The following is a 23,252-nucleotide window of genomic DNA, read 5'->3' on the forward strand; positions in this document are numbered from 1 at the left end:
GATGCTCCGCCCCCTTATTCCAACCTTCGCTTGTCTCGCGATCCTAGGCTGTGCGCCCAGTGATGCAGCGGAAAATCCTGATGCACCCACACTATCTGCGATTGCGACGCGACCAGACAATACGCAATTCGCAGATGTCTTGGCAGAGTATCAAGACCTCAACACTCGCTTGTCCCGCGTGGCAGCGCCTTTGCGGTTGCGCAACTCTGCGCTCTGCCCAGTGACGGAACGGGACCCAGGCTATATTACGCACCGCCTTGATGACTATCCCGAGCCATTGCGCGATGTGGCGAAGAGTCTTCTGGGACTGTCAGATACAGGTATTTTCATTCATACCGTCCGCGCAGGCTCCCCAGCAGAACAAGCCGATATTATGGCGGGTGACCGCCTTATCGCGATGAATGACTTCCCTGTCCCAAGCGAAGGTGTTGCGATTGATAGTTTTTACAATGCGATCTCGCGACAAGCCTTAGCTGAACCCAGCACGCGGATCACATTGCGCACACCGCAGGGTAGTGATTATACCACGACACTCAACGCGCAGACAGCTTGTGATATTCCCGTCAATGTCATTTTCTCAGATACTGTCAATGGCCACACCGATGGCGAGCAAGTGTTGATGACGTCAGCCTTGATGCGCACAGTGCCAGATGACGTCAATCTTGCGTTAATTGTTGCCCATGAAATGGCTCATGTTATCGCGGGTCATCAAGGCCTGCCGCCAAGCCAAGCGATTGAGCTAGAAGCGGACCGTATGGCGCTCGTTTTGATGACGCAGGCAGGGTATGAAATCGACGATGCGATAGCCTATTGGCAAGCCGCCGCGCACCCACTTCGCGAAAGGCAAGATAATTCCAGCTCGCATCCGTCGATCAAAGCGAGGTTGGATAATTTTAATGCGGAGCGAAAACGTATTCGTCAGCTGCAAAAAACCAACACGCCACTTGGGTTTAATTAAGTCCTAGTGACCCGAATGGTCGCCTGAATGATCTTCTGAATGAGCGTCTTCTTTCGGTTCCCCAATCGGAGCAATCAAAGTCACGGGTTCAGCATTTGCGTAAGTAAATGTCAGGGACACGTCCTCTGTTCCTTCAGGCATATTCGCGTCAAACATCATGAGGTGGTAACTTCCAGGCTTGAACACGACGGTCTCGCCCTTCGGCAGGTCAATCCCGTCGAGCTTGATCATTTTCATCATGCCGTCTTCTTGTATATGAGTATGAATTTCGACGGTTGAGGATGCATCGCTCATGACCGTTAATAGGCGATCATCCGCACCGTGATTCGTGATCTCGAAGAATCCTGCCCCGACAGTTTTGCCTGGAAAAGGCGGCATAACATAAGCGCTCGAAATCACGATACCACTCTCCATATTATGCGTGTGATCGCTATCATTATGCGCCATTTCATTCTGGCATGCTGTTACGAGCCCTGCTGCGAGAACTGTCATCAATGTAAGAGATAATTTTTTCATACTAGGCTCCTCTGAAACCAATAATCTTGCGCACGTCCGCAACGATAGGGTCAGCAATTTCCGCCGCTTTATCCCCTGCCTTGGACAGGATGCGGTCTAGCTCATCTGGATCAGCCAAGTAACGCGACATGAGGTCCGTAATCGGCGCCATGGCTTCAACCGCGACATCGGCCAGAGCGGCTTTGAACGGCCCGAACTGGCTACCTGCATGCTGCGCGAGAACATCTTTTTCGGAAATGTTAGCGAGGGCCGCGTAAATGCCGACGAGGTTTGCAATGTCGGGACGACCTTCTAACTCTTTCATTGTCGCAGGCACGTCCCCCGTATCAGTTTTCGCTTTACGTATTTTCTTTGCGATCGCATCAGCGTCGTCTGTGAGGTTGATACGCGAGGCGTCGGAGGGATCAGATTTTGACATTTTTTTCGTCCCATCACGTAAACTCATGACTTTTGCACCTGGCCCGTCAATGAGAGGCTTGGGGTGCGGGAAGAAATTCGGCACGCCAAAATCATTGTTGAATTTTTGCGCAATGTCGCGAGACAATTCCAAATGCTGCTTTTGGTCTTCACCAACTGGCACATGGGTCGCTTTAAACGCGAGAATGTCAGCGGCTTGCAGGACGGGATAAGTATATAAGCCAACAGACGCTTTTTCCGCGTTCTTACCGACTTTGTCTTTGAACTGCGTCATGCGATTGACCCAGCCTGTTCTCGCGACGCAGTTGAAGTACCACGCAAGCTCTGTATGCGCTCGGACAGCACTTTGATTATACACGAGCGCTTTGGCTGGATCGACGCCTGATGCCAAATATGCGGCCGCAATATGCCGCGTTTGATCCGCGAGTGTTTTGGGGTCTTGAAAGACTGTGATCGCGTGCAAATCGACAATGCAGTAGATGCACTCCATGTCATGCTGCAAGAGCGCGAATTTTTTCAGCGCACCTAAATAATTGCCAAGATGCAAAGCCCCTGTGGGTTGCACGCCAGAAAAAACGCGTTCCGGGCCTGTATATGTAGTAGTGCTGTCAGTCACGCTTTGATCTCGCTTTATGTTTTAGACGACCTTGAAAACGCATCGCGTATATCTGCCAGCCCGTAAGCCCGCAAGAGGCCAGCGACAAGGATATAAACCAAAAAGCCAACACCGCATACGCAAAGTAAAACCGTATAATCTATCAAAATACTATTCGCAAAATATGGACGAGCGATGGGTGCAAGCCAAACCAAAACACCGCCCATAGCCAATGCCGACAGCGCAATCCGCGGGACACGCAACATAAGCCGCTTATCCATAACAAAATGACGATTGCGTTTAAGAATGATAGCCAGGCAGATCACATTCCCCCACGCCGCGATTGATGTTGCCAAAGCGAGGCCGTAAAATCCGACGGTAAAGAATAGTGTCGCGCCTAGAATCAGATTCACGACGGCCGATATGCCTGCATAAATCATCGGCGTTTTTGTGTTTTCGCGTGCAAAAAATGCGGGCGTCAAAACTTTCAGCAGCACAAAGGCTGGCAATCCTATGGCAAACATGCGGAGGGCTTTGGCCGTTTCTTGCGTGTCCATCTGTCCGAACTGTCCGCGCTCAAACAACCCTGCAATCAAAAATTCCGGCATGACGATGAGCGCTACCGTGGCAGGCAAAGTTAGGATTGCAGCGATTTCCATGGCGCGGTTCATGGTCATCATTGCCCCGTGATCATCCCCTGAGCGCAGCCGTCGCGCGAGCGCTGGTAGCAGAGCAATACCCATCGCAATTCCAATCATGCCCAGCGGCAACTGATAAAGACGATCAGAATAATAAAGCCAACTCGCAGCGCTATCTTGGGTCGTCGCAATGGAATGACTCACCATCAAATTAATATGTGTGATGCCCGCACTGATCATGCCTGGCACTCCCAAAGTGAAGAGCCTCCGCACACCAGGTGTTAATCTGGGACGTTTGATCGGGATACGAATACCCGATCTGCGCAGCCCCCAAATCAACATGCCTGCCTGCAACACACCCGAAACTGTCCAGCCAATCGCAAGATATAAGGCAAGCTGTTCGAGGTTCCAATCAGCCCGTGAAGCGGCCGCTAACAAACTAATTAAAACAATGTTGAGCAGGACAGGCACAAAGGCCGCCGCTGCGAAATAACCTCGTGTGTTTAAAACACCAGAAAACAGGGCCGCCAATGACATCAATACCAGATACGGCATTGTTATACGCGCATATAGCACGGCCAGATCATAAGGTGCCGTTGCGCCAGCCGCTGCCGTTCTGTCGAGGCCAAAACCAATAATGTTGAGCGTCCACGGCATCGTGATCTGGAAAAAAACTGTGATCAACGCGACAAGCATGAATAAGGCCGCAAGCGCTTCGCCTGCAAAATTAGCGGCGTCCTTATCTCCGCCCCCTCAATTCTTCGCGCATAGAGCGGCACGAAAGCGGCGTTAAACGCGCCTTCGGCAAACATGCGACGGAACAGGTTTGGCAATTTTATCGCTGTTACCAAGGCATCATTTACAACGCCCGCCCCCAAATATTTGGCAAGCATAATATCGCGGATCAAGCCAAGAATGCGGCTTAGCATTGTCAACGAGCCGATGATGGCAGTTGACTTTAGGAGGCGCATTAAGCTGCGGCCTTGTGTGATTTTTTAATTTTCAGCACTTTTACAAAGCTCGCTTTAAGCAACTTTTGCTCCGCTGCAGTCAAAGCCAATTTATCCTTGGTCGTGACATAAAACGTGTCAATCGCTGTCGTTCCGACGACTTCAATATGCGCCGACAAAAGATCAAATCCACACTCGCTAATGGCGACTGATAATGCGTGAAGTAAGCCAGGGCGATCGCGGCCTTGAAGTTCAACGATGGTCGATGTGTTTGATGCGCTTTCGTGAAACGTGACTTTAGGTTTCACAGGTATAGCCCCTGCGCGCTTGGATTTAATTTGATCAGGAATGGTCAACCCTGACACGTCCCCCGCGCGGCGCGATCTGTTCTGCGCCGCAAAGTTTCGAGTGTGTGGGAGCTTTTGGCGCCAAAGGCCTGCCCATCAATCGTGTGCAAATAAAACACATTCATCACGCGGCCTGTCTCCCCCGTGTGTAATCGCGCACCAACAATGGTCGGGCCACAGGATGATATGGCCCGCGTTAAATCCGCAAATAGATGCGAGCGGTCTTGAGTCAGCACCCAAAGCTCCATCACATTGCGCGTTTTATTCACCCGCGTCTGAACGGCCGTATGATCGCCAGCTTGCAGAACGCCATCGTAAAATCTTGCATGGCGCATGAGGTCTGACATATCAAAATTGAGCCAGTAATTATTTGGCAAATCTTCGAATATAGGTCGCACCCGCTCGGCCATATCTCCGGGCAGTTTTTCGTTGACCTGCTCTTGCATCGCATGCGCCATGGCGGCTGGGGCTAACTCCTCGCGACCCTCCAAAAATGCGGCTGTATTTTTGTATAGTCCCCGCAATAAAACCGCTTTCCAGTCATTCCAGATCCCCGAGCTCCACGGCATGTATATCGACAATCGTCAGCACATATAACAGCTGCAAGCGCTCCAACGACCCAACTAGCTCTCCGAATTTCGAGATAGTTTCGGGATCAGAAATATCACGCCGCTGGGCCGTCTCGCTCATATCTAAATGACGCCGCACGAGCCATGCAACGGTGTCCGTCATAGATTGGCTAACCCCCAGCCGACGACAGGCTCGCCGCGCAAGCTGCGCGCCTTCAATACACTGGTCGCCCTGCCCCTTTCCCGTATCGTGCAACAAGCAGGTCAGGAAAATCGTCAGCATTTCAGTCTTGTCAAAATTCTTAGCGATCTCAGTCCCAATAGGCACAGCTTCAGCCATGCGGTCTTTGCGAAGATTGTCGAAATGATCAATCAGGCGCAACGTATGCTCATCCACTGTAAAAGCATGGTGCATATTAAATTGCGTCCGGCCTACAATCCCGCCAAATTCTGTTAAATAACGCCCCAAAACGCCCGCCTCGTTCATCGCCTTTAGCGTGGCATATGGAGCCTTGGCCGAGAGGAGAAGTTTTTGGAAAAGTTTAGAGTTTTTAGGGTTCCGTCGAAAATCAGCATCAATGACATTCCGCCGAAAATCAATCGCTGAGAACGCATCAGGATGTATATCGAGATTGCGACGACCTGCCGTCTCAAATAGCTGCAAAATAATGGACGGATCGTTGCGGATGTTCATGGGGTCAGAGAACATAAGCCGTCCGTGATCCAGGACCAAATTCGGGTTTTTGAGATTGCGGCGAGAGCCAGGCAGATACGTCTCAAGCCCTTTCGGCAAGAGAATTGATTTTTCTTCCTCGAGCTTTGCACACGCAATCCGAGTTAGCGCCCCCACCTCTCGCGCATTGGTGAAATATTCGCGCATAAAGCCTTCGACGGCCACTTCCACAGGGCCAGACGCATAGCCCATTTTACGGCATATCTCGACTTGCTTATCAAATGACAACGTCTCCGTGGCGCGGTTCGCTGTGAAGTGAAGCCAAATCCGCGTCCGCCATAAAAAGTCTGCAGCATGAGTGAAGCGCTTCGCCGCAGCTTTATTAAATAAACCCATATCCACATAATCATGGCCAAGTTGCGGGTCTGTGATTTGGCCTTTTTTATCCAAAAATCGTGCGATCCAATAGAGCACATGTAAATCGCGGAGGCCGCCCTTACCCTCTTTCACATTCGGTTCAATAACGTAGCGCGAATTGCCTTCACGGTCATGGCGCTCGTCCCGCTCCGCGAGTTTTTCGGAGATATATTTGCGCCCGCGTCCACGCTTCACGCTCGACTGGAATTTCTTATATAGGCCGTCTGCCAAGCCTGCATCACCGCGCAGAAACCGAATGTCTAGCAAGGACGTCAAGATAGTCTGGTCCTCTTTTGCGAGCTTTACGCATTGATCTACAGTGCGTGTTGAATGACCGACCTTCAGCCCTAAGTCCCAGAGCATATAGAGCATGTATTCCGTCAACGCCTCCGTATGCGGAGAGCCTTTTTTGTTGGCGATCAAAAATAGCAAATCCAAGTCACTCTGCGGCGCCATTTCACCGCGACCATATCCGCCAACGGCGCAAAGCGCCATTCGCTCCGCCTGCGTGGGGTTGGCGGCAGGAGTGACATGTAGGAGCGTAAAATCAAATAGCACTGTTACAATATCATCGTGAATTGCCGCTATCATTCGCGCCATTTCCAATCCGCCTAAACGACCAAATTCGAACAATTTCTTGGCGTGCTCCATCGCGTCAGATAAGGACGACTTCAGCACTGCAAGGGCGCCATTGCGGACATCGCCGCCCGCCAAAGCCAGCTCTGTTAGCTCCGCCAATAGGGCCGCACTATCAATGCCACTATCAGGGCCCACAATGCGGTCTGGAATGACGCTTGCTTTGGCCTTAGCTTTGGCTTTGGCTTTCTGTTTTAATCTTTGAGCCATTACGTTGCGCCCCTTTGGGATTTCGATTTTAATTCATACAGCAAATCAAGGGCGGCCCGCGGCGATAAAGTGTCAACATCAAGGTTTTTAATCGCTTGATCAATTTGCGAAGGCTTCGCTTGGGCAGGCGGCGGTGTCGCCGTGAAAAGCGGGAGCGCGGCCAATGTCGCATCTGAATTTTGTGCCTCGTCTTCCAGCCGTTCTAATACAGCCTTTGCACGATCAACCGCCGCCATTGGCAGGCCTGCCAATTTCGCGACTTGAATGCCATAGGACTTATCCGCTGGGCCTGGGCGCACATCGTGCAAAAAGACTAAATCACCATTCCATTCTTTCGCTCTCAAGCTGGCATTATTGGCGCCGTCCAGCGCCTCAATCAGGTCTGTCAGTTCGTGATAATGCGTCGCGAATAAAGCGCGGCATTGATTGACAGCGTGCAGATGCTCGGCCGTCGCCCACGCGATCGCCAGACCATCAAATGTCGAAGTCCCGCGGCCAATTTCATCTAAAATCACAAAACTTTTTGCTGTGGCTTGATTAAGAATACTGGCAGTTTCGATCATCTCCACCATGAAAGTTGACCGTCCTTTAGAGAGGTCATCACTGGCCCCGACGCGAGAGAACAACCGATCGGCCACACCGATTTCTGCATAATCCGCTGGTACAAAGCCGCCCGCTTGCGCCAGAACAAACATCAAAGCATTTTGACGCAAATAGGTCGACTTACCTGCCATGTTCGGACCAGTAATGAGAGTCAGCCGCGCACCCTCTTTCGCGTTGGCGTCCAGCACGCAATCATTAGCCGTGAACCCAGCCGCCCCCGCAGACTGCAAAGCTGCCTCAACAACAGGATGGCGGCCACGCGTAATTTTCAATCTAGTATCACTGAACATTTTGGGACGCACAGCCTTTGCATCCTGCACCCAGACGGCCCACGCCGATTGCACATCCAATACAGCCAAGGCCTTAGCCGCTGCCCGAATTGGATCAGCCAAAGCCCGCGCTCGCGATACGAATTCTGCGAACACTTCTAGTTCCAGCGCGAGCACTTTGTCGCCAGCCCCTGAAATTTGATTATCGAGGTCTGCGAGTTCTGTTGTTGTAAACCGCACGCCCGACACCAAAGTTTGCCGATGAATAAAGGGGCTATCCGCACCCTTAGACAGCATGGCGTCAGCGTGTTTTGGCGTCACCTCAATAAAATATCCCAAGACGTTATTATGTTTGATTTTCAGAGAGGGAACGCCTGCTTGCTCCGCGTATTTTACCTGCAGACCAGCAACAATGCGGCGGCTATCATCACGCAAGGATTTCAGCTCATCAATCGCAGGCCGCCAACCAGTGGCCACAAATCCGCCGTCCCGCGCCATCATTGGACAGTCAGCTTTGATCGCTTTGCCAATATCCCGCGCCAAGGCTCCCAGCTCTGCTTTATCTGCGAGGGATAGGATATCTAATTGCGAGGTGATGTTTTGCGGCGCTCCTTCGGGCACAGATTTCATAAATGCCGCGCAGATAGATTGACCATGGTTGAGGCCGTCAAATACCGTGCGCAAATCACGGGGGCCGCCGCGATCCAAGGCCAGCCTGGACACAGCCCGTGCCATATCTCCGCTAGACTTTAATGTGTCCCGAAGGCGCTCCGTGAGGCGCGGCTGTTCGGTAAAAAACGTCACGGCATCATGGCGCGAGCCAATCGCTGCGACGTTCATCAGCGGGCGAGATAACCGATCAGACAACTCGCGCGCACCTGGCCCAGTTACCGTTCGGTCAATCACTGACAACAAAGAGCCTTTTCGCCGCCCCGTCTGTGTTCGCTCTATTTCAAGGCTGGCGCGCGTCGCAGGGTCAATCGCCAGAAACCCGCTCGTGCGCATTTGTTGCGGCTTGGACAACTGTACAGGATTGCCAGCTTGAGTGAGTTCTAAATAATCAAGCAGGGCGCCAGCGGCCGAAATCTCGGCAGTGCTGAAATCACCGAGGCTCTCCAAGCTAACCAGTGCGAAGCGATCTTTGAGGCGACGCTCCCCCGCTCTGGCATCAAATTTCATCGAGGGCTGCGGCGTTAGGGCGATCCCATCCAGCGGCAACGCCGCCATGATATTCGCGTCCTGATAGAGTGCCTCTGGCATAACCAATTCTCGCGGGGCCAGTGCAGCAATCTCTCCGCCTAACGCGGCCAATGTCACGCCGCACACTTGAAAGCTGCCTTCTGACACATCCGCCCAAGCCAAGCCGTAATCGCCCGCCAAAGTTTGAGACACCGCCAAGATTAAGCTGCGTCCGCGCGCGTCCAATAAACTATCTTCCGTAATCGTGCCTGGCGTTACGAGACGCACGACCTCGCGCCGAACTACGGATTTACTGCCGCGTTTCTTGGCCTCTTTAGGATCCTCAGTCTGCTCACAGACAGCGACCCGAAAACCTTTTTTGATCAGGCGTTGCAGGTATGTTTCAGACGCATGCACAGGCACGCCGCACATTGGGATGTCTGCGCCGTCATGTTTCCCGCGCTTGGTCAAAGCTATATCGAGGGCTTCTGCCGCACGGACTGCGTCATCAAAAAACAGCTCGTAAAAGTCACCCATACGGTAAAACAACAAGGCTTCTGGCCCTACGCCCTCCTTGATCGCAAGGAATTGCGCCATCATCGGCGTGACTTTGGAGCCTTTATCGGGGGTCGTTGGGGCGTTCATAACGGTGCACAAATTCGCGCATTCCGCGGCTGGGTGCAAGACTTATATAGAGCCCTGCCCAGCCTTCTTCGCTTTACCGCGCTCTAACAAATTGATTTGCCAGGATACGATAACCGCAATCAAGGGCGGAAGGCCGAACATCGCTGTCACTATAAAGAAGTTTTGATAGTCGATCATGTCCGCGAGGGCGCCAGAAAATCCTGCCAAAGACTTGCCTGAAAACGCAACAAGCGATGAAAATAACGCATATTGCGTGGCGGTAAAATCTTTATTGGTTAGCAAGGACATAAACGCGATAATCGCCGTGCCTGCAAAGCCAGCCGCCAAGTTATCTGCGCCGATTGTGACTAACAGATAGTGCGTGAGCGGCGCTTCAATTTGAGCCAACCAAGCAAAGGCTAAGTTTGTGACAATCGTCAAGAATGCCCCCACAATTAGGGTTCTGGGTAGCCCGAATTTTACGGCTGACCATCCGCCCGCAAATGCGCCGACCATCAACATCACAACACCGAACAGACCTTTGACTTGTCCTATTGTGCCTTTGTCATATCCAAGGTCGATGTAAAGCGGCATCGCCATGACACCCATCGTGTAGTCGCTTATCCGGTACGTCATCACAATAAGTAGAATAAGAAGTGTTAGCCAACCATAGCGCCTGACGATATCGGCAAAATCACCAACGATTGGCATTTCGTAAATCGCTGAACCAGATAGAGCTGTTTTCCCCCAGATTAAGAGTCCTGCGGCGAATACGAAAGGTAATGCCAACACAGTAAGTATGAGATAAAATAAATCTCCAATGTCTGCATATTTTTTAAAAATCAAAACGACTGCTATTATTGGAATAATTATTGCGAAGCGCGACCACTTAATGTCTTTGAATGGTTTCGCTTCTGGCTCTGGCATACGACTGGCCCAAAAAGGTATACTGGCTCCCACCAAAGCGATAGCGGCGACACACCAATAGGCAATGTTCCAAGAGGTAGTTTGAGCGACCCAGAGAACGCCTGAAATGGCTAATATCATCCCAAATCGATACCCAAGTTGATATACCGCAGCCAGCGTGGCTTGCTCTTTATCCTCGCCAGCATCGACCCGCCAAGCATCAACACAAATGTCTAATGTGGCGGAGAAGAACGCGATGAAGATCGCGCAAATCGCGACATTTTGGAGGTTTTGTGAGGGGTCTTGAAACCCCATTGCGACCATAGAGATAACAACACCAATAATTGCGACAAACGTCCAGGCTAGTCGATTTCCGATCTTGTCAGCGAGTATAGGAATACGAACCCGATCGGTCAGCGGCGCCCAAAGGAATTTTAATGAATACGCAAAACTCACCCAAATGAAAAAGCCAATCGCTGTGCGGCTGACGCCCACTTCGCGCAACCACGCCGAAAGGGTCGTATAGACCAACATGATCGGCAAACCTGCGCTAAACCCCAGTGCCAACATAGCCGCCATTTTTCGGCTGGCAAAAATTTCAGAGATTAGAAAAAACTCATCGACTTTTTTAAGTATCGTGAGTGTGGGTGATTGATTTTCCATACTGTTAGCCCTGCCTCAAGCGGAGTGAATGGTAAAGGCTGTTACAAACAAATAAGGCCGCCCGAAGACGACCTTATGGTTATTGATTGGGGGCGATTTAGCTGGCAATCGCTTGGCGGTCGCCTGACATCCAGTTTTCGACCATTTCTGATAATTCCTCGGCCGATACAGGTTTTGTCATGAAGTCATTCATACCGCTATCGAAACAAGCATTGCGATCATCGTCGAAGGCATTCGCCGTCAGAGCGACAATCGGGAGGTTTTTCGGAACATTTGGTAGAAGTCGAATTTTTCGTGTCGCTTCAAGACCGTCCATATTCGGCATGCGCATATCCATAAAGATTAAGTCATAGCTAGCCGTTTTCATCGCTTCTACAGCCAGAACACCGTCTTCGACTGTTTCGACCGTATGGCCCTCAGCTTCGAGCAAAGTGCGGGTCAATAGTGCGTTGATAGCATTGTCTTCCGCGAGCAAGATTCTGTATCCTTCGCCCTCAGCGAGCGTCTCTTGTGGCTGGGTCTCAGCTACAGCCTCTGCGGGCTTTGGCGCTTCGGCCCCGACCGCTTTTGCAATCACGGCATCACGCCAATTATTACCAAGAACAGCGGAATCTGATTCGATCGGCAAGGCACGACGCTCATAGGCGCGCTCTGGTTGAGCGTTAGGTTCAGCCTCGACGGGAGCCTCAGTTTGAGATTCGGATGGCTCAACTGGGGCCACCTCTGGGTCTTGTTGCGGCGCTGACTGGACTGCGTCTTCAACAGGCGCGTGCTCAAACACAGGTTTAAACTCTCCAGTCGTTGCGGCTGGCGCGGCTGTCTGTTCGGTGATCGTTGCTGTGTCCTCAAGCGGATCAGCCTCCATAGCGGGGGCCGTGGTGAGAGCAGGAGTTGGCTCATATTGAGGTTCAGCGGGTGGCGGAGCTGCGGGTGGCGTCTCCGTGTAATATTCATCTGGCGTGGTCGCGGCTGGTGCCGCCTCTGGTGCAGGCGCAGATACTGGATCTGGCTCTTGCAGGTCTTGGGCTTGCGTGTCTTGCGAAGATACCATTTCCTGCCCCGGATGCGGATCAGTTGGCACGGTAAAAGCCGTGACATTCCGTGCCAATGTGAAAGCGGAGCCGTCAGCCATGGTCATTTCGATCCAGTCATAGACCTGATCAATCTCGCCGGGTTGGCCGGGAATACGTGTTTCAAAGCGATAAGGTTGTCCTGGGCCTTGAGGCGCAGGCCATCCGCCAATCGCATTATCGTGCCAATCTTGAGCTTGACCGCCGTAGAGTTGGAGAAATGCAGCGTTTACAAATAGCACACGACCCGTTGCATCGCGCTTGACCGCAGGGTCAGGCCAAGGCCAAAATTGTGCTGCAAAAATGTCATCTGGTGACATACTCATCCCCTATGCGCGCCGAATGCGCGGAATCATCGTGGTTAATATGTGACCTGTTAGTCTAAAAATTGTCTTACCAAATCCAGCCTTTTTCACCTATTCCGCAAGTTTTTAGTAAGGTTTGGTTAAGGAGAATAATAAGGATTTCGGGGTGTGCGGGAGGCGTTTGTCCCGATTTGCCCTGATCTTTGATTGCCTGACACGAGACCTTTTCGGGCGCGACGCTGTGATAAGCTCTCCGCAATATGCAAACGATGAATGTTCTCAGACCCTGACAGATCAGCCAAAGTTCGCGCCACGCGCAAGACGCGATGATACCCACGCGCAGTTAAGCCCAAAGCCTCCGCCGCCTGAATTAACAATTTTCGCCCTTCATTGTCTGGTTCTGCCACGATATCGAGACGGTCCTGCGACAACTCTGCATTGCTCACTCCACCGTTGCGATCCATTTGGATCGTGCGGGCCATCGCGACACGCGCGGCCACCTCTGCTGTGCCCTCTTTGGACGGGGGCAAGGCTAGATCAGCTGGCGTGACTGCGGGCACGTCAATTTGAATATCAATACGGTCCATGAAGGGACCAGAGACACGCGCCTGATAATCTGCCGCACAGCGCTCTCCGCGCCGACAGGCAATGCCGTCAGCGCCCGCCGTCCCGCAACGGCATGGGTTCATCGCTGCAATTAATTGAAAACGGGCGGGATAAGAAATGTGTGCATTCGCCCGTGCGACCGTAATCTCACCTGTTTCCAACGGTTGGCGAAGACTATCTAGCACTTGTGCTGTGAATTCTGGTAGTTCGTCCAAGAATAAGACGCCCCGATGTGCTAATGATGCCTCGCCCGGTTTCGCCTTCATCCCGCCGCCGACCATTGCGGCCATAGACGCCGAATGATGGGGGGAACGATAGGGACGGTTCCGCGACAACTCCCCGCGCTCCAATAGTCCCGCCACGGAATGGACCATTGATACATCCAGTAATTCCTTGGCAGACAGGGGCGGCAATAAGCCTGGCAATCGCGCGGCCAGCATCGATTTACCTGATCCTGGTGGACCAACCATAAGCAAGTTATGTCCCCCTGCCGCAGCAACTTCCAAGGCGCGCTTAGCTGTTTCTTGGCCGCGAACATCTTTAAGATCAAGCGGACGCACTGCGTCTTGCAAATCGCCCGGCTCTGGACGTGTCAGAATTTGCGTGCCTTTAAAATGGTTCATCAACTGCACCAAATTTTGCGGCGCGAGCAGAGGTAAGTCCCCTGCCCACGCCGCCTCTGCCCCATTGGGCTCAGGGCAAATCAAACCTTGCTCTTGGGAATTCGCCAGCACAGCCGCTGGCAACGCACCCGGCACACGCGTAATCGTTCCGTCCAACGATAATTCTCCAATCGCAAAATAGCCTTCGATAGAATCCGCTGGGATAGCATTGATCGCGGCCAGTAGACCTAATGCAATAGGGAGGTCATAATGTGCGCCCTCTTTAGGAAGGTCAGCTGGCGCGAGATTGATCGTGATCCGCTTGCCAGGTAGATGCAGGCCCAGCGCGGCAAATGCGGCCCGCACCCGTTCACGCGATTCTGCCACCGCTTTGTCTGCCAGTCCCACAATACTAAATGTCTGTTTGCCCGCGTTAACGACCTGCACTTGCACGTCGACTCGGCGCGCCTCTGCGCCCTCAAACGCGACCGTACAAATTTGTGCTACCATTCTGTTTCTCCCACTTCCTCCCTCACCTAAGATCAATTTCCTGAACAAATCAAGAACTTTATAGAACGAACCATAAACATATATTGTTTTGCACTTGATCTATGTTAATTAGGTCGCGATAATTCCGATAGTTGAAAGCGGCGGGTCATCCCGACGTTGATTTCAACATATACAATAGGGGAATTATAATGGAACAATATCTACCAATTATTATTGGACTGCTCAGCGGCGGCGGTGGCGGAATTCTGGCTGGCAAGGCCATGAACTCTAACATGGGCACTTTGGGACGCGCGGTCACTGGCATCATCGGCGGCGGCGGATTAGCGGCTGTGTTGAACATGGTAGGCGGCGGCGACCTGAGCGGCGCTATGGACGCGGCGACTGCAACAGCTTCTGGCGCGCTTGATCCGATGACATTGCTTAAAAGCGTTGGTGGCGGTGCCGTCGGTGGCGGTATCCTGACAGCCATTCTTGGCAAAGTTATGGGCGGCAATAAAGGCTAAGCCTTTGCCTAAAATTGTATGACCGACGCCTCCTCTTTTGAGGGGGCGTTTTTTATGAACAGATTTTATTGACGGGTTTTATGGGTAGGCACGGTCCAATGTCGGAACGACCATCTTGCCCACTGGCGCGAAAGACAACTTCATCAATTTAAAGTGCGCGATACCAAAGGGTATCCCGATGATCGTCAGGCAATACCCAATACCCAAAATGATGTGCGACAAAGCGAGATACCAACCGCCCAAGACAAACCAAATGACATTTCCCAACAATCCCAATGGCCCTGTCCCAAAGTCATGTCTGCCCGTCACAATCTGGCGCGGCACCACTGTATTGCCGAATGGCAGAAAACTATAGGCCGCAATGTTAAACGCACTTCGCGCCCACGGCAGACCAATAATACTGATCGCCATCAAGCATCCCGCCAGCAACCACATCAACGCTGTCAGCCAGCCGCCAAAGACAATCCAGATAATATTCAAAAGCAATCTCATGCTTTATATATAGGGTGCTGGACCGCCTAGTTCAAACCCACGCAGCGGACGGCCCGGAATTTGTCTGTACTGTGGGGGAAGATGAGTGGTTTTTTGGACACGCGGAGCGGATCACGCATGCGGTAACCACGCTCTGTCTGGCTAACGATCATCGCCCAGTGTGAACGGCCATTGGGCAGGTAAAATTGCACCAACGGATAGTCACCATTCATTAGACAGGATTGGATCGTCGTATCATCAACGCGGTCATGATAGATAGCGCGCGCGCGACCGTCTGTCACTTTGCGGATACCGTCCCAGATCAGCCAGCCGCGCGAGGTAAAACTGTTCTCCGCCGTGAGCCGTTTATTGAGATCCGATGGAGTTGTCTGAAACCCCAAATTAGCGAGCGCCATTGCCGTCGCCGTGACCAAACATCCATCCGTTCCCATGGTATCAGACGTGTTGCCGAGGCGCTCATTTTCCCAGCGTTTATCTTTTTGGTAATAGGCTGCGCGGTCAGGCAGGGATAGCGTTCCCTTTGGGATCGGCGTCATTTGCGGCCCGCGCGTATCAATCGCGTCAGGCGAAGACCCGCAGGCAGAGAGTGCCAAAACACTTGCAAAGATAATAGCCAACCGAAACATAATAGCTGACCTATCCGCGAAGGTTTAAAAGAGCGTTAGGTTGCGGCCCGATTATTTCGGATCACGATATTTTTCTCAGTCCACCAAAGTCTTTGGGGTTTTGTAGTAAAGCTTTAGCCCGTTCGCCGTACTCATAGAGTCTGACTGCGTGTTCAGCGTGGTGCGCAAACGGTCAAGGATCAGCGTATCAATCGTAATGATCAATCCCGTCACATAAGTCGCATACTCTGCCGAGACGCCCTGGCTCACTAGAATGTCTTGAAGCAAGACGACTGATGCAGACGGTGTGCCGGCGGCAGCTGTGGCGAAGATCATTGACTGTAGGCCTACGACCAACATATCGCCGATTTGTACATCAATCCCAAATGCCTTCATTGAATAAAGCGACAGCAGCAGCAGACCAATCAGAGTACCGACCATATTAATTGTCGCGCCGATCGTATAGAACGGCGTCGATTCGTCTGCGCCTGCGCCAAGTTGGTCACAGGCTTCGCGTGTGGCGGGGAGGGTCGCAATCGAACTGCTCGTTGAGAACGCCACAAGCGCTTGGGGTAAGACAGCGCGCAAAACGAAGCCGATGCCGCGCTTTTGTATGACACTTGTTACCGCCACCATGATCAACCAAACGAGGCCCATCGCCAGCATATACGGCATTAATATCGGCACCAGATTACCGAGCGTTTCCATGCCGCCCGGACGATTCAGCGCCAAGGTGATGGAGCCAAAAACTGCCAGCGGTATCGTATATTGCAAAAACTTCCGAAACCCTTTGATGAACAAATCGGACACAGCATCCGCTTGCTCGCCTAATTTCAGGCGCTTTAGGGCTTGGCCAAAAATCACACCCGCATAAATCGAGATCATCAATTCGGACGTCAACACGCCGTATATCTTCAGCAAGAACGGCGTCTGCTTCAGCACGACAGGATCACCACCTAGAGTCGATGGGTCTGGCAAAATGGGAAGGCCTGAAAATAACATGAAAGCGCCAATACCGCACCCAATGCCTATCAGAGAGAAGACGACGAAAAAGCTTAAAACGCGTGTGAACTTCGCGCCAAGTCCGCCCGTGCTAATTGCGAGGGAACTCGCAATCGACATAATGATCAAGGCATACATGAGAGGCTTGAGCGGGGCGAATAACGCGTCCTTGGCTAGCCCAGCGACGGACTTCAAAATAAACGTATCGCCCATCTGGATCGGCGCGACAAGGAAGCTAAACCCTAGAGCCCAAGCGCCGAATGCCAGCAAGGCCGCGATGATCACCAGAAGCAATAACGGTATATCGTGAATTTTAGACATGTCGGGTTCCCCTGTTCTTTTCTCTTCCATGCGCAAAAGCGAGGCGGCTGGCAAGAGGAAGATCGCGAAGGCTTAGCCCACTTTCATAAAATCCTCGAAACTTGGCACGCGGCCAAAGGCGATCTTGGCCCCTGCATAGCCGCCCGGCGGTTCGTGGCGGGTGCCGAGATGCACCACCGTCCCCCCGTAGCGTCGGTTGAGGCTGTCCATAATATCGCTAATCTTTTCATAGCCCGCCTTTTGCTCAGGCGCATCAATTTGCTCGAACAAGTCCTCACTATAATGCCCCATTTTCTTGAGGCCGTGCAGCATGACAGAGGCGCTGGTATAGCGCGTGGCGCGGGTCTTTTGTCGGCAGATTGCAAAGCCCTCTCGCAACGCGCGTAGCAGAGTAAAATCATCGCGGGCAGGCGGGAATTGCACTTCATGGCTCACACGTTGCTTGCGCTCATCTTTGATCGAGACTGTCAGCCGTGTGGCCATAAACTCGTCATAACGCAGTCGCCGCGCCGCCTTTGCCCCCAATAGCACGAGGCAGTCCAACGCTTTATCGGGCTGTCGCCACGGGCCAGACAATACGCGACCATGTCCGAACATCGCCCGCTTGGTCGGCGGCTTTTCTGTGACATAACCGTGGAGCTGCGACCACATGCGCTCGCCTTCAACATTGTGCCAGATCGCGCGCGCTTGCTTGGGTGCAATCCGCCACAGATCTTCCATTCTGAAAATGCCTGCGCGGTTCAGACGATATTCCACTCCACTCGCAATGCCCGGCACATCACGCAATGGCACGTCCAATAGACGCCCTGGCAAGTCATTCGGATGCAGCACGATCAGCCCGCGCGGCTTCTGCATTTCTGCGGCGATCTTTGCGAGGAGTTGGTTAGACGATAGCCCGATTGACGGTGTCACTATCGGCCCAACGGCACGGGCCAGGCCGTCCCGCATATCCTCGGCCAGCCGCACCGCCTCCTCCGTCGAGAGGCGCGGCATTTTACACTCGACCTCATCAATCGACCAAACTTTGATTACAGGGGCAAAGCGGTTGACCTCTTTGATAATGTCGTGATGGACTTTGACATAGACATCATGACGGGCGGGAATGAAAACCATATCAGGGCAAACCTCGCGTGCTTCCACCTGCTTCATGCCGCGCTTAATTCCCATCGCTTTCGCCTGATAGCAGCAGGCAATCAGCGAGGAGTGATTGGATGGCAGCGGGATAATCCCCACCGCTTTATCATGCAGCGCAGGGTTTAGCTGCTTCTCCACATGCGCGAAAAAAGCATCGAAATCGATGTAAAGCGTGGTGAGGTAATCAGGGCGGCGCATGTTTTGTCTCCAATTCGGAAACGGAACATATATAGAACATTTATGAGAGTCGACTCACAAATAGGATTTTATTCACAACATGTTTAAGGCTCTATTTCAGACGCGCTGCATGCCACGCCACATGATCCGCCATGAAAGTCGAGATGAAATAATAGCTGTGGTCATACCCGGCCCGACGATTAACGATCAGCTCAATGCCAGTGCCTGCGCAAGCCTCTTCCAGCAGTTCTGGTTTTAATTGCTCTGTCAGGAAATTATCGTCCAGCCCTTGCTCAATCAGGAGAGCCTCGGGGCGGGCGCCAGATTTAATTAATTCACACGCATCATAGTCTGCCCAAGCCGTACGATCCTCGCCTAAATATCCTAACAGCGCCTTATGCCCCCACGGACAATTCATCGGACTGACGATGGGCGAGAATGCGGAGATCGACCTAAATATTTGCGGATTGCGCAGGCCAATCGTCAGCGCGCCGTGCCCGCCCATAGAATGTCCTGTAATCCCTTGGCGAGACATATCAGCCTGTGAAAATTCGGATTTAATTAATTGCGGCAGTTCGTCCTCGATATAGGTTTTCATTTGGAAATGCTCTGCCCAAGGCGCTTTGGTCGCATCGACATAAAACCCCGCGCCCTGGCCCATATCGTAGTCTTCGTCATTCGCGACATCATCGCCGCGCGGCGATGTATCAGGCGCAATCAAAATGATGCCATGTTCCGCACAAGCCGCCCGAAACTCCCCCTTCTCCGTCACATTCGCATGCGTATAAGTCAGGCCAGAGAGAAACCAGAGAACAGGAAACGGCCCCTCGCCCTCGGGGACAAACACAGAAAACGTCATCTCTGTTTTGGTGGCGCTGGAAGCATGGCTGTAAACGCCTTGCACCCCGCCATGGGATTTATTTTTGGAGATGGTTTTCATTAAAACACCACCACAGACCGTATGCTCTTTCCCGCATGCATCAAATCAAATCCCTTATTGATTTCGTCGAGCGTCAACACATGCGTGATCATCGGGTCGATTTGGATTTTGCCATTCATATACCAGTCGACGATTTTGGGGACGTCTGTACGGCCTTTGGCACCGCCGAAAGCTGTGCCTTTCCAGACGCGGCCTGTGACAAGTTGGAAGGGGCGGGTGGCGATTTCTTTGCCCGCTTCGGCCACGCCGATCACGACGGATACGCCCCAGCCGCGGTGGCAGGCTTCGAGCGCTTGGCGCATGACGATCGTATTGCCTGTGCAGTCAAAGGTATAATCCGCACCGCCATCGGTTAGCGCCACTAAATGCTCCACAATGTCGCCGTCAATTTCGTTGGGATTGACGAAATGCGTCATCCCGAATTTCTCGCCCCACGCCTTCTTATCATTATTTATGTCAACACCGATAATTGTGTTCGCGCCGACCATTTGCGCGGCCTGCAAGACGTTCAGCCCGATCCCGCCAAGGCCAAAGACAATCACATTATCGCCCGCTTGCACCTTCGCCGTATTGATCACGGCTCCCACCCCTGTCGTCACGCCGCAGCCAATATAGCAGCTCTTATCAAAGGGTGCGTCTTCACGGATTTTCGCCACAGCAATTTCTGGCAGCACGGTAAAATTAGAAAACGTCGAGCAGCCCATATAGTGATAAATCGTCTGACCCTTATAGCTAAAACGGCTCGTCCCATCTGGCATCAGGCCTTTGCCTTGGGTCGCGCGGATCGCGGTGCAGAGGTTCGTCTTCCCGGACAGGCAGGATTTACACTGTCTACATTCGGGCGTGTAGAGCGGGATGACATGGTCGCCAGGCTTCACAGACGTAACACCCTTACCCACCTCGCGCACAATGCCCGCACCTTCATGGCCAAGGATGCTCGGAAAAAGCCCCTCACTGTCTAGCCCGTCCAGCGTATAGGCATCCGTATGGCAAATCCCCGTTGCCATAATCTCGATCAAGACTTCGCCGTCCTTCGGGCCGTCTAGGTCAAGTTCAACAATTTCGAGTGGTTTTTTGGCTTCAAAAGCAATAGCGGCACGTGTTTTCATGGAAGTCTCCTAGAACATCAAAGTCAGCCAGCGATAGGCCAAACGAATTGCGACGAGCAGGATTAACACGCCCGTCAGCCGTTTCAATGCTCTATCAGAAATTTTAAAGACTCCCATATGATTGCCAATGAACCCGCCAATCAGAACGGCAGGGATGACAGGCCAATAAGCGAAAGCGTCAGGGATGCGCGATAGGTCAGACAGCTTGGCCATCTGCCCCCCTATGCCCGATATGGAATTAACAAGGATAAACAAGCTGCAGGTTGCTGCGATCGTTTTGGCTTTGCCCCAATGCAGGAAGTGCAATATCGGGGCGAGGAATATCCCGCCGCCAATTCCGACTAAGCCAGAGAAGAACCCAATCCCGCCGCCTATAGCTGCATTAAGCCACAGGTTTTGTGGCCGCATAACGTCACTATCGGCTAGCCGTTTTTGTGCGATCAGGCGGACCCCAGCTATGAAGAGTGCGAGGCAGAGCAAGCCTATGAATACTGCTTCTGATATTTGAAGACGGCCGCCAATCCATGCGGCGGGAACAGATAAAATAATCAAAGGCCAAATTCGAGTCCAAGGCACAATTCGCTCACGCCCATAGCGAATGACGTTTCCGCTCACGACTAGGATATTACACGTCAAAGCGATGATCGGCACAATCTGGTAATCCGTACCAGCCACTATCAGCAAGGCTGTATATGTCGAGCCCCCGCCAAAGCCGACACTGGCATAAAGCGCTGCCGTGACAAAAAACATGCCCGCCAGAATTAGTTTCATTGCGACGTGGGCTCAAAAATATCTGGGCCCGTGCCGAGCATGGTGACATTGACCGTATCACCAATATTCCACGGGCCAGAATTCGCCTGTAAGTGGATCAAGGCATTGGCCTCGGCCAGAGGTGTTATCAGCGAGCTGTCCGTGCGGGAAAAAGGCTGCGCGTTGACCTGCCCTTTATCATCAACAAACACGCGCGCCCGCTGGAAATGATCGCGCGGGCCATTGGCGCGGATCGGCTCTGACGTCGGTAAATCCATTGTAACGTGCGCGTCCGTCAGGCCCAAAAGCGGGCGCAAAAATATGTGTGCGCAAACATAGGCACTGGCAGGATTACCGGGCAAACCGAGAACACGCTGCTCCCCCCGTTGTGCAAACCAGGTCGGCTTGCCAGGGCGGACGGCGACTTTCTCAAAATGGGGGGTGAAACCAGCGGCGTGAAAACTGCTGCGCATATGGTCGTGATCACCGACAGACGCGCCGCCGATTGGCACGATAATGTCCGCCGCATTCGCAGCCTCTATCCTATCGCGAATGTCGGTTGGATCATCTGCCGCAATCCCAAGGTCAATCACGCGGCAGCCCCAGCTTTTAAACAGCGCGCCAAGGCCCGCTTGATTAGAACTAATTATTTGACCTTGTTTTAATGAACTACCTGGCGGGCGAAGCTCGTCACCATTGGCCAGCAGAGCAATGGTCATCGGCGTATAGATTGAGAGGGTCGCGTGATTAGCGGCAGCAGCCAACGCGACCTTGCCAGGTGACAATATTTCACCTCGGCGGATCAACACATCGCCCTCTACAAAATCGATACCTGCACGGCGAATATTGCGCGCCACTGGCTGTTCGTCCGTTACCTTTATTGTGTCGCCCTGCCGCGAGACATCCTCTTGGATAATAACATGATTCGCGCCTTCTGGAATGACTGAACCTGTGAACAGGCGCACCGCTTGACCCGCTTTGATTATGCCATTGAAGGGAGCGCCTGCTGGGGCCTCCCCAATAACGGTCAAATCGCAGCCCAATGACATGTCCGAAAACCGCACCGCATATCCATCCATCGCGGAGGCCGAAAAGGGAGGCTGCGTAAGTTTAGCGTTCACATCCGCAGCACATGTTTTGCCCAAAGCATCGACCAGCGCCACATCCATCACGCGCGGCATGGCGCGATGCTCCACAATCGTCTTGAGGGCGTCTGATAAGCTAATCATGTTTGCGCCATAACACTCACGAATGACGGGTTCACCTTATTTCTTTTTGCCACATTCTCTTTTATAGGGAGGTATGATGTCTCTTTTATATTTTGGTCGCTTCTCTGATATTGGCAACTCTGGCCTTGCAGATGTGCCAGATAGCGTCACGGATACAGACAGCCTGACGGCTTGGCTTTGCGCGGAGTATGATGGCTTTGAGAGTGAAATGCTGCGAGCGGGGGCGCGGATTGCCGTCAACAAAACTGTGATCACCGAGAATACACCTCTCATCCAAGGCGACGAGATCGCCTTTATGTCGGCGCTCAGCGGTGGGTGATGTGTCCAAAATTTGGGTCGGCAAAGCCCCGCTTGATGCGGCCAACTTGCTCGCTGGTTTCTCAGTGTCTGCGGGCGGTGCTGGCGCGATTGTGTCTTTTACTGGCATCGTGCGAGCGGACGCCAAGACGCAGAGCCTGACCCTCACACACTTCCCTGATTTCACCGAAGCGCAGATTGCGGAAATACTCGACACCGCGACCAAGCGCTGGGATTTACAAGGCGCTCTCGTGTATCACCGTGTCGGCGAGATGCAGATTGGCGAGACGATCGTCTTTGTCGCAACAGCCAGCGCCCATCGTCGGGCCGCGTTCGAGGCTTGCGATTTCATTATGGATTATCTGAAGTCTGAGGCGCCTTTCTGGAAACAAGAAACAGATGATGGCGGTGTGCGGTGGATTGAACCGCG

Annotated in this window: 22 protein-coding genes and 1 pseudogene; 4 read left to right on the forward strand and 19 right to left on the reverse strand. The window is 52.6% G+C overall.

Annotation, left to right across the window (positions count from 1 at the left end):
- The first annotated feature begins 1 nt into the window (after position 1).
- A complete protein-coding gene (locus AB8615_RS11280; protein WP_418152393.1) occupies positions 2–958 on the forward strand; it encodes a M48 family metalloprotease in 957 nt (318 codons plus the stop codon).
- A 3-nt stretch (positions 959–961) separates the two neighbouring features.
- On the opposite strand, the gene AB8615_RS11285 is transcribed toward AB8615_RS11280, so the two are convergent.
- The 11 genes from AB8615_RS11285 to AB8615_RS11335 all read right to left on the reverse strand — a co-directional run bounded on the left by AB8615_RS11285 (position 962) and on the right by AB8615_RS11335 (position 14,263).
- Complete coding sequence (locus tag AB8615_RS11285; protein ID WP_409432682.1) at positions 962–1,474, reverse strand: copper chaperone PCu(A)C; 513 nt, start codon at positions 1,472–1,474, stop codon at positions 962–964.
- Position 1,475: 1 nt separating this feature from the next.
- On the reverse strand, positions 1,476–2,507 hold the full coding sequence (gene trpS / locus AB8615_RS11290; RefSeq protein ID WP_409432683.1) for a tryptophan--tRNA ligase: 1,032 nt from the start codon (positions 2,505–2,507) through the stop codon (positions 1,476–1,478).
- Positions 2,508–2,521: 14 nt separating this feature from the next.
- Positions 2,522–3,820: a murein biosynthesis integral membrane protein MurJ gene (murJ, locus tag AB8615_RS11295; protein WP_418152394.1), complete on the reverse strand. Its 1,299-nt coding sequence runs from the start codon at positions 3,818–3,820 to the stop codon at positions 2,522–2,524.
- Positions 3,805–4,095 (reverse strand): lipid II flippase MurJ, encoded by a 291-nt coding sequence (locus AB8615_RS11300; protein WP_418152395.1) that lies wholly within the window; start codon positions 4,093–4,095, stop codon positions 3,805–3,807. Before AB8615_RS11300 ends, murJ begins: the two co-directional genes overlap by 16 nt.
- Positions 4,095–4,439 (reverse strand): hypothetical protein, encoded by a 345-nt coding sequence (locus AB8615_RS11305; protein ID WP_418152396.1) that lies wholly within the window; start codon positions 4,437–4,439, stop codon positions 4,095–4,097. The genes AB8615_RS11300 and AB8615_RS11305 overlap by 1 nt, the downstream gene beginning before the upstream one ends.
- Positions 4,427–4,945, reverse strand: coding sequence for a hypothetical protein (locus tag AB8615_RS11310; protein WP_418152397.1), 519 nt, complete (start codon positions 4,943–4,945; stop codon positions 4,427–4,429). Before AB8615_RS11310 ends, AB8615_RS11305 begins: the two co-directional genes overlap by 13 nt.
- A gap of 16 nt (positions 4,946–4,961) precedes the next feature.
- Positions 4,962–6,926 carry a [protein-PII] uridylyltransferase gene (gene glnD, locus AB8615_RS11315; RefSeq protein ID WP_418152398.1) on the reverse strand — a complete coding sequence of 655 codons (1,965 nt, stop codon included), beginning with the start codon at positions 6,924–6,926 and terminating at the stop codon, positions 4,962–4,964.
- The gene (mutS, locus tag AB8615_RS11320; RefSeq protein ID WP_409432686.1) at positions 6,926–9,622 is read right to left on the reverse strand and encodes a DNA mismatch repair protein MutS; all 2,697 of its coding nucleotides are present in this window, start codon (positions 9,620–9,622) and stop codon (positions 6,926–6,928) included. Before mutS ends, glnD begins: the two co-directional genes overlap by 1 nt.
- A 42-nt stretch (positions 9,623–9,664) precedes the next feature.
- Positions 9,665–11,170, reverse strand: a complete 1,506-nt coding sequence (locus AB8615_RS11325; protein WP_418152399.1) for an AmpG family muropeptide MFS transporter — start codon at positions 11,168–11,170, stop codon at positions 9,665–9,667.
- Positions 11,171–11,267: 97 nt separating this feature from the next.
- Positions 11,268–12,560, reverse strand: coding sequence for a response regulator (locus tag AB8615_RS11330; protein WP_409432688.1), 1,293 nt, complete (start codon positions 12,558–12,560; stop codon positions 11,268–11,270).
- A 125-nt stretch (positions 12,561–12,685) separates the two neighbouring features.
- On the reverse strand, positions 12,686–14,263 hold the full coding sequence (locus AB8615_RS11335) for a YifB family Mg chelatase-like AAA ATPase (protein ID WP_409432689.1): 1,578 nt from the start codon (positions 14,261–14,263) through the stop codon (positions 12,686–12,688).
- A gap of 188 nt (positions 14,264–14,451) precedes the next feature.
- On the opposite strand from AB8615_RS11335, the gene AB8615_RS11340 reads away from it, so the two are divergent.
- A complete protein-coding gene (locus AB8615_RS11340) occupies positions 14,452–14,766 on the forward strand; it encodes a hypothetical protein (RefSeq protein WP_409432690.1) in 315 nt (104 codons plus the stop codon).
- 78 nt (positions 14,767–14,844) lie between these two features.
- Here the strand turns inward: AB8615_RS11340 and AB8615_RS11345 are convergent, their stop codons facing one another.
- The 8 genes from AB8615_RS11345 to glp all read right to left on the reverse strand — a co-directional run bounded on the left by AB8615_RS11345 (position 14,845) and on the right by glp (position 22,525).
- On the reverse strand, positions 14,845–15,258 hold the full coding sequence (locus AB8615_RS11345) for a YccF domain-containing protein (RefSeq protein ID WP_409432691.1): 414 nt from the start codon (positions 15,256–15,258) through the stop codon (positions 14,845–14,847).
- 26 nt (positions 15,259–15,284) lie between these two features.
- Complete coding sequence (locus tag AB8615_RS11350) at positions 15,285–15,884, reverse strand: hypothetical protein (RefSeq protein WP_409432692.1); 600 nt, start codon at positions 15,882–15,884, stop codon at positions 15,285–15,287.
- Between the two features lie 75 nt (positions 15,885–15,959).
- Positions 15,960–17,186 (reverse strand): dicarboxylate/amino acid:cation symporter, encoded by a 1,227-nt coding sequence (locus tag AB8615_RS11355; protein ID WP_409432693.1) that lies wholly within the window; start codon positions 17,184–17,186, stop codon positions 15,960–15,962.
- A 72-nt stretch (positions 17,187–17,258) separates the two neighbouring features.
- A complete protein-coding gene (locus AB8615_RS11360) occupies positions 17,259–18,518 on the reverse strand; it encodes a Y-family DNA polymerase (protein WP_409432694.1) in 1,260 nt (419 codons plus the stop codon).
- Positions 18,519–18,609: 91 nt separating this feature from the next.
- The gene (gene fghA, locus AB8615_RS11365) at positions 18,610–19,437 is read right to left on the reverse strand and encodes an S-formylglutathione hydrolase (RefSeq protein WP_418152400.1); all 828 of its coding nucleotides are present in this window, start codon (positions 19,435–19,437) and stop codon (positions 18,610–18,612) included.
- Entirely contained in the window at positions 19,437–20,546 is a 1,110-nt protein-coding gene (locus AB8615_RS11370; protein WP_409432696.1) for an S-(hydroxymethyl)glutathione dehydrogenase/class III alcohol dehydrogenase, read from the reverse strand. The genes fghA and AB8615_RS11370 overlap by 1 nt, the downstream gene beginning before the upstream one ends.
- A 9-nt stretch (positions 20,547–20,555) precedes the next feature.
- Positions 20,556–21,317 carry a sulfite exporter TauE/SafE family protein gene (locus AB8615_RS11375; RefSeq protein ID WP_409432697.1) on the reverse strand — a complete coding sequence of 254 codons (762 nt, stop codon included), beginning with the start codon at positions 21,315–21,317 and terminating at the stop codon, positions 20,556–20,558.
- Positions 21,314–22,525 (reverse strand): gephyrin-like molybdotransferase Glp, encoded by a 1,212-nt coding sequence (glp, locus tag AB8615_RS11380; protein WP_409432698.1) that lies wholly within the window; start codon positions 22,523–22,525, stop codon positions 21,314–21,316. Before glp ends, AB8615_RS11375 begins: the two co-directional genes overlap by 4 nt.
- Positions 22,526–22,598: 73 nt before the next feature.
- Here glp and AB8615_RS11385 point away from each other — a divergent pair, with 73 nt between their 5' ends.
- Positions 22,599–22,844: a MoaD/ThiS family protein gene (locus AB8615_RS11385; RefSeq protein ID WP_409432699.1), complete on the forward strand. Its 246-nt coding sequence runs from the start codon at positions 22,599–22,601 to the stop codon at positions 22,842–22,844.
- A gap of 1 nt (position 22,845) precedes the next feature.
- A pseudogene (locus AB8615_RS11390) lies at positions 22,846–23,184 on the forward strand (molybdenum cofactor biosynthesis protein MoaE); the annotation flags it as partial.
- Positions 23,185–23,252 lie beyond the last annotated feature (68 nt).

Origin of the sequence: Litorimonas sp. RW-G-Af-16 (genome assembly GCF_048319245.1) — a bacterium.
Lineage (GTDB): Bacteria > Pseudomonadota > Alphaproteobacteria > Caulobacterales > Maricaulaceae > Litorimonas.